The following is an 11,346-nucleotide window of genomic DNA, read 5'->3' on the forward strand; positions in this document are numbered from 1 at the left end:
GACCGAGCCGCCAGCCATGGGCGTTTGCGACACTCTTGGCGGCAAGCCGTGAAAAATCGCTTAAGTGCGGCCGAAGCGGACCAATCTTTCCGGCATCACGCGCAGGTTTGACCTGAATCATGCCGTCCAACGGATCGGCGGCGTTACGATCCCCGGCAGGAGAGGTCGCTTGAACCGCCGGAAAGGACCGGTCGTGGCCCGGCGCCCCGGAGCGGCCGCCCCGCCAAGGGAGGTGCGCATGGCGTTTCAGGCTCACGCGATCATCGACTCCCCGGCCCCGCTGGTGGCCGCGCTGAAAGACGCAGGCTGGAAGGTGATTGCGCCTGTGGAGCGGGACGGCGCACTCGTCCTCGCGGCGATCCAGTCCGCCGAGGAATTGCCGCGCGGCCGCGTCGACCGGGCGTCGCCCGGCGAGGTCCGGATCGAGGATGGCCGCCCCGGACGCTGGTTCGACCACACCCTGCCCGCCTCCGGCTGGAAACGCTGGCTGCACCCGCCGCGCCATCTGCTGTGGCGGGCCAACCGGGGACGCGACGGATTCGAGCTGAAAACGCCGCCGCCCGAGACAGAGGACCTTGCCTTTCTCGGTATCCGCCCTTGCGACCTGGCCGCCATCGCGCGGCTCGACGCGGTGCTCGGGCCCGACGGGTCGGCCGATACCGAGTACATGCGTCGGCGGCGTCACATGCTGAGCGTCGTGGTGCAATGCGCACGGGCCGCGGACACCTGTTTCTGTACCGGGCCGGGAACCGGGCCGCGGGCGGAGCACGGTTTCGACCTCGCGCTGACCGAACTCGAGATCGGCCTTCTCGTCGAGGTCGGCTCCGAACGAGGCGCCGGGATCCTCGAGCGCCTGCCTTCCAGAGAGGCGCGAGAGACGGATATCGAGGAGGCCCATGCGATCTCTCGGAAAACCGCCGGGATGCAGCGCCGCCGCCTGCCGCCCTCAGCGGCCGCGGCAATCGCGCAGGCCCCGGACCATCCGGAATGGGACCAGCTTGCGGCGCGGTGCCTTGCCTGCGGGAACTGCACGCTGGTCTGTCCGACCTGCTTCTGCACCGATGTCGAGGACACCACGGACTTGTCGGGCGATCATGCCGAACGCTGGCAGGTCTGGGACAGCTGCTTCGCCACCGGTTTCAGCTTTGTGCACGAGGGGCCGGTCCGGACCTCGGTCCGATCCCGGTATCGCCAATGGCTCACCCACAAGCTCGCGACGTGGTACGATCAATACGGCACCTCGGGCTGCATCGGATGCGGCCGCTGCATCGCCTGGTGCCCGGTCGGGATCGACCTCACCGCCGCTGCCGAGGCCATCGCACGCCCGGCATCCCCCAGCCCCGCACCCACAGGAGGTTGAGCCCGCAGCCATGACCCGAATCGAGATCGAAGCCCTTCTCGCCGATCACCCGGACTTCCACCAGTTCACCGCCGCCGAACGCGCGCGGCTGGCGGCCTGGGCGCGGGAGGAGCGCTACCCCGCCGGCACCACGATCTTCAACGAGGAGGACCCCGCCGACACCGTTTTCCTGCTGCTGGAGGGTGACGTGGCGGTGCAGAACGCGCTTCCGGGCGGCCCTCCGGTGATCATCGAGACGCTGCATACGGGCGACATGCTGGGATGGGCCTGGCTGGTGCCGCCGTTCCGGCGGATGTCGGACGCGATCGCCCAGACCGACGTCCGCGCGGTCGGGCTCGATGCGGCCGGGGTGCGGGCGCTCTGCAATGCACATCCCGAGATGGGATACCGCCTGTTCCAGAACTGGCTGCCGCATCTCGTGCAGAGGTTCCGGAGCCAGCGGCTGCAGATCCTCGACGTCTACTCGGAAAGGTCCAGGTGAGGCCATGACCCTGCCCCTCCCCGACCCGATGCTGCCGATGCGGTTCCGCGTCGTGGAGCGGTTCGACGAGCAACCCGGCGTCGCCTCGCTGGCGCTCGTGCCGGTGGAGGATGCGATGCCGCTGTTCCGGCCGGGGCAGTTCAACATGCTCTATGCCTTCGGGATCGGCGAGGCGGCGATCTCGATCTCGGGCGATCCGCACGAACACGGCTGGATGGTGCACACGATCCGCGAGGTCGGCGCGGTCAGCCGGGCACTTGCGCGGATACATCCAGGCGGGATGCTGGGGCTGCGCGGGCCGTTCGGCGCGCATTGGCCGCTCAGGCGGCAATCGGGGCGGCATCTGCTGTTCGTCGCGGGCGGGCTCGGGCTTGCGCCCCTGCGGCCGGCGATCCTGCAAGCGCTGCGGGAAAAGACACGCTATGCCTCGCTGACGCTCGTATGCGGTGCGCGCGCGCCGGAACAGATGCTCTACCGCGACGAGGTCGACGGCTGGGCCCGCCAGCCCGGCATGGACGTGCTCCGCATTGTCGATCACGCGAACGCCGGCTGGACCGGACGGGTTGGCGTGGTGACGACGCTTCTGGGCGCCGCGCTCGGCCCGCACGACCCGGAGAGCGTGTCGGCCTTCGTCTGCGGGCCGGAGATCATGATGCGCTTCACGGCCCGCGATCTGGCCATCGCCGGCGTACCAGGGGGCCGGATCTGGCTGTCGTTGGAGCGCAACATGAAATGCGCCATCGGTCGCTGCGGGCGGTGCCAGTGGGGCCCTGATTTCCTCTGCCGCGACGGGCCGGTCCTGCCGTATGATCGCGTCGCCCGGCGCCTTGCGATCAAGGAGCTCTGACCATGACCGCGCCTCTCCGTCTCGCCGTCTGGAAATTCGCCAGTTGCGACGGTTGCCAGCTTGCCCTGCTGGAAAGCGGCGATCTGCTGCTGGAACTGGCCGAGGCGGTCGAGATTGCCCATTTCGCGGAAGCCAGCTCCAGCATGCGGGAAGGGCCCTGGGACCTGTCGTTGGTCGAAGGGTCGATCACCACGGCCGAGGACATCGCCCGAATCCGTCACATCCGGGAGAACTCCCGCCTGCTGGTGGCCATTGGCGCCTGCGCCACGGCCGGCGGCATCCAGGCGCTGCGCAATGTGGCCGATGCCGGTGCATTTGCCGCGGCGGTCTATCCGCACCCGGAGATCCTCGACGCGCTGGAGACCTCGACGCCGGTCTCCGATCACGTGGCGGTGGACCTGGAGCTTCAGGGCTGTCCGATCTCGAGCGCGCAACTGCTGGAGGTGATCACCGCGCTGCTGTCGGGGCGGAAGCCGCAGCTGCCGGTGGAACCGGTGTGTTTCGAATGCAAGCGCGCGGGCCATCCCTGCGTGCTGGTCGCCAACGGTACGCCCTGCCTCGGGCCGGTCACCACGGCAGGCTGCGGCGCGCTCTGCCCGGCGGTCGGGCGCGGCTGCTACGGCTGTTTCGGACCGCTTCCGGGCGCCGTGCCGGCCGTCCTGTCCCAGCGTCTCGCGGAACTCGGCCTGCACCGGGCCGAGTTGACCGCGCTCTACCGTTCCTTCGCCGCCGCCGCACCGGCGAACGCCGAGGAGGCCGCGCGCCATGAGTGAACGCACGATCACGCTCGACGCCCTGACGAGGGTCGAGGGCGAAGGCACGCTGGACCTGACGATCCGGGACGGGAAGGTCACGCAATGCGCTTTCCGCATCTTCGAGCCGCCACGCTACTTCGAGGCGCTGCTGCGCGGCCGCGCGGCCAGCGAAGCCCCGGACATCACCGCGCGCATCTGCGGCATCTGCCCGGTCGCCTACGTGATGAGCGCCTGTCAGGCCATAGAGGCCGGATGGGGCGTGACCGTCAGCCCGGAGATCCATGCCCTGCGGCGGATGGTCTATTGCGGCGAGTGGATCCAGAGCCACGTCCTGCACGCCGCCATGCTGCACGCGCCGGATTTCCTCGGCCTGAACGACGCCATCGAGATCGCCCGAGTCGCGCCGGACACCGTCCGCACGGCCCTGCGGCTCAAGGCGCTCGGCAGCCGGTTGATGGAAGTGATTGGCGGCCGGGCCGTCCATCCGGTGAACACACGGCTCGGCGGCTTCTTCCGGGCCCCGGACCCCGCGGCCATCGCCGCCCTGATCCCGGACCTGGAATGGGGTGTCGGCGCCGCCCGCTCGTTGGCGCTGGACTTCGCCCGCTTCGACTTTCCTGTAGACAACGGCGATTACCTCTTCGTCTCGCTGGTCCACCCGGAAACCTACCCGATCCTGGAGGGTCGGATCGGAAGCTCCGACGGGCTCGACATCCCGGTCGACGCCTTCCACGACCATTTCTGCGAGGACCAGGTGGCGCATTCCACCGCCCTGCATGGCCGCATGAGGGACGGCCGCCGCTACCTGGTCGGCCCGCTCGCACGCTACGCGAACAACTACGTTCAACTCTCTGAGACAGCGAAGGAAACGGCGGCGCTTTGCGGCCTCGATCCAGTTGAAAGGAACCCGTTCCGTTCTATCCTTATTCGTATGGTGGAAACCCAATATGCCTGCGAGGAAGCGCTGCGGCTGGCCCGTGGTTACGTCCCGCCCCAACCGGCGGCGATGGAGATGCGGCCTGTGGCCAGCGTCGGCGAAGGCTGCACCGAGGCGCCGAGGGGGATCTGCCACCACCGCTACAGGACCGATGACAGCGGGATCATACTGGAAGCGACCATCGTTCCGCCCACCTCCCAGAATCAGCCGCAGATCGAAGCCGACCTTGCTCGGGTTGCCCAGGCCAATGTCGACCTCGACGACGACGCGCTCCGGCACCGCTGCGAACAGACGATCCGCAACTACGATCCCTGCATCTCCTGCGCCACCCATTTCCTGAAACTGAAGGTGGACCGTGGCTAGCCGCATCGAACGCCTCTTCATCGGAGTCGGCAATTCCTTGCGCCGCGACGACGGTGTAGGGCCATGGATCGCCGAAGCCCTGGCGGCGCGCGGCGCGAAGACCCTGATCCACGCGGGCGACGGCATGGCCTTGATCGAACCCTTCGACACCCATTCCGACGTCGTTGTTTTCGACGCGACCCAGAGCGGCCGCGCGGCCGGAACCATCACGCGAATAGATGCCGCCAATGCGCCGGTTCCGGTCGAGATTTTTCGTCACTCCACCCACTGGATCGGGGTCGGCGAAGCCGTCGAGACGGCCCGCGCCCTCGGCTGTTTGCCGCCACGACTGCTGCTGATCGGTATCGAGGGGCAGCGCTTCGAGCCCGGCGAAGGGCTGAGCGCCCCCGTGGAGCGGGCGGCGCAGATGCTGGTGGACGAAATGTCCGCCTGATCAGGGCCTTGGCGCTTTCTTCTCCGGCGATGGTTGCTCTGCGGCAAGGTCGGACAGGAGCGCTGCCAGTTCCTCGGCCCGCGTGAGTTGCGGAAAATGCCCGCAGTCGATTTCCCGCAAGGCGCGGCACGGACTTTCCGAAGCCATTCTCCATTGCAGCCAGGGTGTTACGGTCCGATCTTGCGTGCAGGCAATGTAGCTGCGCGGCACCGACCCGAAACGCCGCGACGTGAGCGAGACTGCATCCGTCTGCACCGCGTTCGATTCCGGACCGAGCAGTGCCAGACCTCGCGCGCGCTCCGCCTCGGTTGCGTCCTGGAACAGGATATCGGCGGCCACATCCGGATCCAGCACGGTCGTCCCACGCTCCGGCCCGCGCCGGATGGCCGGGCCGATCGTCTCCGGCTCGCGCCGCTTGAGGGAGGTAAGCGAGTCGCCGTCGCGCGGCAGGAAGGCGGCGACGTAGACCAGCCCGCGGATCGCTTCAGGCACCCGCTCTGCCGCGGCCGAGATGACCATGCCACCCATGGAATGGCCGACCAGAACCGCAGGTTCTCCTTTGGCAAGCACGGCCGCGACCGCGCGTCCACAATCGTCGAGCGTCACCGTGCCAAGCGGCGCCGGGTCCGCGCCGTGCCCAGGCAGATCGAGGGCTTCCACGGCGTGGCCCAGTCGCGTCAAGGCCGGCACAACCTTCGACCAGCCTGCCGCCTGCCCCCAGGCTCCGTGCACCAGCACGATCCTTGCCATTCCGTCTCCTCCCGCGCTCGCGTCACGGAGTTTCCCCGGCCCGCGCGTCGCAGGCAACCCGGCAGGCACCGCCGTGACGTGGCGCCATCTCGCGCCGCCGCGCCGGTCGTGCTAGCACCTGTTCCAAACCATGCGGGATGCACGATGAAACTCGCCTACACAATGTCCGATGTCCCGGGCCAGATGAACGCCACCCTGGGATGGCTCGCCTCGGCGCTTCAGGCCGAAGGCCTGCGCCCAGTGGGCGCGGTTCAGATCAACCGGGATGCCGACACCGGCAGCAAATGCGACATGGATCTGCTGATCCTGCCCGACGGCCCGCGCGTCTGCATTTCGCAATCGCTCGGCCCCGGAGCGGCGGGCTGCCGGCTCGACACCGGAAGCCTCGAGCTGTCGGTGCAGCGCGCTGCGGACCGGCTGGCCGAGGGGGCGGATATCTTCATCGCCAACAAGTTCGGCAAGCACGAGGGCGACGGCCGCGGATTTCGCGACCTGATCGCCACGGCGCTCATGCAGGAGGTTCCGGCAGTCGTGGGAACCACCGAGGCCAACCTGCCGGCCTTTCTCGACTTCGCGGGGGGATTGGCCGAAGAGGTCGCCTGCGAGGGCGGCGCCCTGCTCTCCTGGTGCCGGAACGCGCGCCTTGCCCGGCAAGAGGTGAGCGATTAGACGGCGCAAGCAGGCGCAAGTTGCCCAGGAATTGAGCAATACACAGATCGCACGGCGCCTGCCGGATGGCCGCAGTTGCCCTGCTCCGGCCGATCCTCGAAAGATCCCGGGCAGCCCGAGAGACCCAGATGTCCGATCGTCTATCCATCGTTGTCGTCGAAAAGGACCGTGAACGGGCCCTGCTTATCGTGGATTCGCTCCGTGCGGCGGGCGATCACGAGATCATCGTGATCTCGGAGCAGACCGGGCTCGCCCGGCGGATCTCCGAGCGCAACCCGGATGTGGTGCTGGTCGACGTGACCAGCCCGTCCCGCGACATGCTGGAAGAACTCACACTCGCTTCCTCGCCGATGGAGCGGCCGGTGGCGATGTTCGTCGACCGCTCCGACGACAGCCTGACCCGCACCGCGATCGAGGCCGGGGTGTCGGCCTACGTGGTCGATGGGCTGGCGCCGGGCCGGATCAAGCCGGTGCTCGACGCCGCGATCACCCGGTTCCAGATGTTCCAGCGCATGCGCGCCGAACTGGCCGCGACCAAGCGGGCGCTGGAGGAGCGCAAGATCATCGACCGCGCCAAGGGGCTGCTGATGAAGGCGCGCGGCCTCGACGAGGACGCGGCCTATGCGCTCCTGCGCAAGACCGCGATGGACCAGGGCAAGAAGGTCGCCGAGGTGGCCGAGGCGCTGGTGACGGCGGCAGGGCTTTTGTCGTGAGTGTCGTGCGGCTGACCCTCGGCTACATCCCGCTCGTGGATGCGGCGCCGCTGATCGTCGCCCGCGAGATCGGCTTTGCCGAACAGGAAGGGCTGTCGCTGGACCTGCGCCCCTCGCCGTCCTGGTCGACCCTGCGCGACCTGGTTGCGCTCGGGCAGATCGAGGCCGCGCATATGCTGGCGCCGGTCCCGGTCGCGATGGCGCTCGGGCTCGGCGGCATGGCGACGCGGCTCGACGCGCTCTGTGTTCTCTCGGCCAATGGCAATGCCGTCGGCGTCTCGCTTCCGCTGGCGGAGCGGATGCGGGCCGCGGGCCACCCGTTCGACTTCGCCGATGCCGAGAGCGCCGGGCGTGCCCTGATCGCCGCGGCGGGCGATCGGTTGCGGATCGGCGTGCCCTTCCCGTTCTCAATGCATGCCGAGCTGCTGTATTACTGGCTCGGTGCGCTCGGCCTGGAAGCACCGCAGGCGCTCGACGTCCACACCGTGCCGCCCCCCTTGATGGCCGAGGCGCTCGCTGCCGGCGACATCGATGCCTTCTGCGTCGGCGCCCCGTGGGGGGCCGCGGCCGTCGACGACGGCGTTGCCGAACTCCTGCTGCCCACCACCAGCATCTGGCGCTTCGCCCCTGAGAAGGTGCTGGCCGTGCGCCACGACTGGGCCGAAGCCAACCCCGACCTCGCCGCCCGGATGATCCGCACCATGTGGCGCGCCGGGCGCTGGCTGGCGGACCGGGACAACCACGTCACCGCCTCGGAGCTGCTTGCCCGGCCGGAATACCTCAACCTGAACGCCGAGCTTCTGGAGCGGTCGCTCACGGGCGTGCAGACGATCTCTCCCCGCGGCGAGATCCGCCGCACCGACGGCTTCCTGCTGTTCCATGCCGGCGCCGGCGGCTTTCCCTGGCGCAGCCAGGCCAGCTGGATCGCCGCCCGCCTTGCCGCGCGTACCGGGCTCGACCGCGCCGCCGCCGACCGCGCCGCCCGGCAGGTGTTCCGCACCGATCTCTACCGCGCCGCGCTGGCGGGCACCTCGGCCGATCTGCCCGGTGCGTCCGAGAAGCTGGAAGGCGCGCTCCATGTGCCGACCGAAGTCGCCTCGCAGACCGGCACGCTGATTCTGCCGCCAGACGGATTCTTCGACGGTCGCGTTTTTGACCCCTCGGCCGACTAGCGCCCAAAAAGCGTGCAGAACGCGCCCCCGAAACGGGTCGACCGAACCCGACAGCCACTTTTCTGCATCTGCACGTTGACCGACCTCGCAATCGCAGCATTACTGAGGCTGTCAACGGAACAAGGGCGTTCCCAGACATCGCACCCCGACGACGTGGGTCATCCGAGCAAAGCCGCTTGAATCGTTTCGTACCATCTTTGGTGCGGATCGGATCACGCGGCTTTTTTGATTTCCGGCGCCCTTACTCTCCCAGAAACGCGCCACCGACAGACGAGGACGCAGACGCAATGACACGTATCCTGAGCCTGGCCCTTGCCGCCACCACCGCCCTCACCACGCCCGCCCTGGCCGAGATGCTGGACGTGGAGAAGGACGAGCTGACCTTCGGCTTCATCAAGCTGACCGACATGGCGCCGCTCGCCGTGGCCTACGAGAAAGGGTATTTCGAGGACGAGGGCCTGTTCGTGACCCTCGAGGCCCAGGCCAACTGGAAGGTGCTGCTCGACGGCGTGATCGACGGCCAGCTCGACGGCGCCCACATGCTCGCCGGCCAGCCGCTCGCCGCGACCATCGGCTTCGGCACCGAAGCCCACATCATCACCCCCTTCTCGATGGATCTGAACGGCAACGGCATCACCGTGTCGAACGAGATCTGGGCGATGATGAAGGAACATGTCGAGCACGACGCCGAGGGCAAGCCCGTCCACCCGATCCCGGCTTCCGCGCTGAAGCCGGTGGTCGAGCAATTCGCGGACCAGGGCAAGCCCTTCAACATGGGCATGGTCTTCCCGGTCTCCACCCACAACTACGAGCTCCGCTACTGGCTCGCCGCCGGCGGCATCAAGCCGGGCTACTATTCCCCCGAGGACGTGACCGGGCAGATCGACGCCGAGGTGCTGCTCTCCGTGACGCCCCCGCCGCAGATGCCCGCCACGATGGAAGCCGGCACGATCTACGGCTACTGCGTCGGCGAGCCCTGGAACCAGCAGGCCGTGTTCAAGGGCATCGGCGTGCCGGTCATCACCGATTACGAGCTGTGGAAGAACAACCCGGAAAAGGTCTTCGGCCTCTCCGCCGCCTTCCAGGAAGAGAACCCGAACACCACCATCGCCATCACCAAGGCGCTGATCCGCGCCGCCATGTGGCTCGACGAGAACGACAACGCCAACCGCCCGGAGGCGGTGGAGATCCTGTCCCGCTCCGAATATGTCGGCGCCGACTACGACGTGATCGCCAACTCCATGACCGGCACCTTCGAATACGAGAAGGGTGACAAGCGCGACGTCCCCGACTTCAACGTGTTCTTCCGCTACAACGCGACCTACCCCTACTATTCCGACGCCATCTGGTACCTGACCCAGATGCGCCGCTGGGGCCAGATCGCCGAGGCCAAGCCGGATAGCTGGTACGACGAGGTCGCCAAGTCGGTCTACAAGCCCGAGATCTACCTCGCCGCCGCGGAATCGCTGATCGATGACGGCCTCGCCACCCGCGACATGTTCGACTTCGACACCGATGGCTACAAGGCCCCGACCCCGGCCGAGGACATCATCGACGGCATCCCCTACGACGGCCGACAGCCCAACGCCTATCTCGACAGCCTGCCGATCGGCCTGAAGGGCGAGCAGAAGGTCGTGGGCAACGAGGTCCAGGGCTGACGACGGCTCCGCCGCCACGCACCAAGGCCCACCACTCACGGGATGGCGGGCGGGGCGATGCTCGAAGAGCGAGCGCCGGACCCGCCATCCCGACACCCAAATCATCCTGAGGACCGCTCGACATGACCGCCATCGACCCCGACAGCCTGAGCGCCGCCGAGGCACGGGAAGCCCGCAAGGCCAGGCTCTTCACCCGCATCAACAAGGCCGATTCCTGGTTCAAGGTCCTCGGCCTGTCCTTCATGACACCGCTCCTCAAGGCCGCCGCCGGCGACAATCCGAAGGCGCAGCTCAAGGAAGTCTGGCTGCTGCTCGGCGTGCCGGTGCTCGCCATCTGCTGCTTCCTGGCCCTCTGGGCCAACCTCGCGCCGAAGGTCCAGACCTCGCTCGGCGCCGTGCCCGGCCCGGCCCAGGTCTGGGAGCAGGCCGAGAACCTGCATGCCGATGCGCAGCGCGAGAACCAGAAGGAAGCCGATTTCTACCAACGCCAGGAAGAGCGCAACGCCAAGCTGGAAGCCAGCGGCAAGTCCGACAAGGTCAAGTGGCGCGACTATACCGGCAAGCCGACCTACTATGACCAGATCTGGACCTCGATCCAGACCGTCTTCTTCGGCTTCCTGCTGGCCACGGTGGTTGCGGTGCCCCTCGGCATCCTTGCCGGTCTCTCCCGGGTGGGCGACGCCGCGCTGAATCCGATCATCCAGATCTTCAAGCCGGTCTCGCCGCTGGCCTGGCTGCCGATCGTCACCATGATCGTCTCGGCCACCTACACCACGAATGACGGGCTCTTCACCAAGTCCTTCCTGATCTCGGCGATCACCGTGACGCTCTGCTCGCTCTGGCCGACGCTGATCAACACCGCCCTTGGCGTGGCCTCGATCGACAAGGACCTGATCAACGTCTCCAAGGTGCTCAAGATGAACACCTGGACCAAGATCACCAAGCTCGTGCTGCCCTCCGCCCTGCCGCTGATCTTCACCGGCCTGCGCCTGTCGCTCGGGGTCGGCTGGATGGTGCTGATCGCGGCCGAGATGCTCGCGCAGAACCCGGGCCTCGGCAAGTTCGTCTGGGACGAGTTCCAGAACGGCTCCAGCCAGTCGCTCGCCAAGATCATGGTCGCGGTTTTCACCATCGGCATCATCGGCTTCCTGCTCGATCGCCTGATGTTCGCGCTCCAGTCGCTCTTCACCTTCTCCAACAACCGGTGA

General features: G+C 67.8%; 12 protein-coding genes. 11 read left to right on the plus strand and 1 reads right to left on the minus strand.

What is annotated here, in order from left to right; translation table 11 throughout:
• Nucleotides 1-238 precede the first annotated feature (238 nt).
• Genes CHB86_RS15830 through CHB86_RS15855 form a run of 6 tightly spaced genes read left to right on the plus strand, consistent with a single transcriptional unit; the run spans nucleotide 239 to nucleotide 5,176 of the window.
• Nucleotides 239-1,360: a 4Fe-4S dicluster domain-containing protein gene (locus tag CHB86_RS15830; protein ID WP_089234054.1), complete on the plus strand. Its 1,122-nt coding sequence runs from the start codon at nucleotides 239-241 to the stop codon at nucleotides 1,358-1,360.
• Between the two features lie 10 nt (nucleotides 1,361-1,370).
• Nucleotides 1,371-1,841: a cyclic nucleotide-binding domain-containing protein gene (locus CHB86_RS15835; protein ID WP_089234055.1), complete on the plus strand. Its 471-nt coding sequence runs from the start codon at nucleotides 1,371-1,373 to the stop codon at nucleotides 1,839-1,841.
• A 4-nt stretch (nucleotides 1,842-1,845) separates the two neighbouring features.
• Nucleotides 1,846-2,688, plus strand: a complete 843-nt coding sequence (locus CHB86_RS15840; protein WP_089234056.1) for an FAD/NAD(P)-binding protein — start codon at nucleotides 1,846-1,848, stop codon at nucleotides 2,686-2,688.
• A 2-nt stretch (nucleotides 2,689-2,690) separates the two neighbouring features.
• Entirely contained in the window at nucleotides 2,691-3,461 is a 771-nt protein-coding gene (locus tag CHB86_RS15845) for an NADH-quinone oxidoreductase subunit B family protein (protein ID WP_089234057.1), read from the plus strand.
• Entirely contained in the window at nucleotides 3,454-4,743 is a 1,290-nt protein-coding gene (locus CHB86_RS15850) for a Ni/Fe hydrogenase subunit alpha (protein ID WP_089234058.1), read from the plus strand. Before CHB86_RS15845 ends, CHB86_RS15850 begins: the two co-directional genes overlap by 8 nt.
• The gene (locus CHB86_RS15855) at nucleotides 4,736-5,176 is read left to right on the plus strand and encodes a hydrogenase maturation protease (protein WP_089234059.1); all 441 of its coding nucleotides are present in this window, start codon (nucleotides 4,736-4,738) and stop codon (nucleotides 5,174-5,176) included. The genes CHB86_RS15850 and CHB86_RS15855 overlap by 8 nt, the downstream gene beginning before the upstream one ends.
• On the opposite strand, the gene CHB86_RS15860 is transcribed toward CHB86_RS15855, so the two are convergent.
• A complete protein-coding gene (locus CHB86_RS15860; RefSeq protein WP_089234060.1) occupies nucleotides 5,177-5,926 on the minus strand; it encodes an alpha/beta fold hydrolase in 750 nt (249 codons plus the stop codon).
• 144 nt (nucleotides 5,927-6,070) lie between these two features.
• Here CHB86_RS15860 and CHB86_RS15865 point away from each other — a divergent pair, with 144 nt between their 5' ends.
• The 5 genes from CHB86_RS15865 (at nucleotide 6,071) to CHB86_RS15885 (ending at nucleotide 11,346) form a co-directional block, all read left to right on the plus strand.
• Nucleotides 6,071-6,595, plus strand: a complete 525-nt coding sequence (locus CHB86_RS15865) for a DUF2478 domain-containing protein (RefSeq protein WP_089234061.1) — start codon at nucleotides 6,071-6,073, stop codon at nucleotides 6,593-6,595.
• A 128-nt stretch (nucleotides 6,596-6,723) separates the two neighbouring features.
• Nucleotides 6,724-7,308 carry an ANTAR domain-containing response regulator gene (locus CHB86_RS15870; RefSeq protein ID WP_089234214.1) on the plus strand — a complete coding sequence of 195 codons (585 nt, stop codon included), beginning with the start codon at nucleotides 6,724-6,726 and terminating at the stop codon, nucleotides 7,306-7,308.
• Nucleotides 7,305-8,480, plus strand: a complete 1,176-nt coding sequence (locus CHB86_RS15875; RefSeq protein ID WP_089234062.1) for a CmpA/NrtA family ABC transporter substrate-binding protein — start codon at nucleotides 7,305-7,307, stop codon at nucleotides 8,478-8,480. Before CHB86_RS15870 ends, CHB86_RS15875 begins: the two co-directional genes overlap by 4 nt.
• 287 nt (nucleotides 8,481-8,767) lie before the next feature.
• Nucleotides 8,768-10,138, plus strand: coding sequence for a CmpA/NrtA family ABC transporter substrate-binding protein (locus CHB86_RS15880; protein ID WP_089234063.1), 1,371 nt, complete (start codon nucleotides 8,768-8,770; stop codon nucleotides 10,136-10,138).
• Nucleotides 10,139-10,260: 122 nt separating this feature from the next.
• On the plus strand, nucleotides 10,261-11,346 hold the full coding sequence (locus tag CHB86_RS15885; RefSeq protein ID WP_089234064.1) for an ABC transporter permease: 1,086 nt from the start codon (nucleotides 10,261-10,263) through the stop codon (nucleotides 11,344-11,346).

This window comes from Tropicimonas sediminicola, assembly GCF_900188335.1.
GTDB lineage: Bacteria > Pseudomonadota > Alphaproteobacteria > Rhodobacterales > Rhodobacteraceae > Tropicimonas > Tropicimonas sediminicola.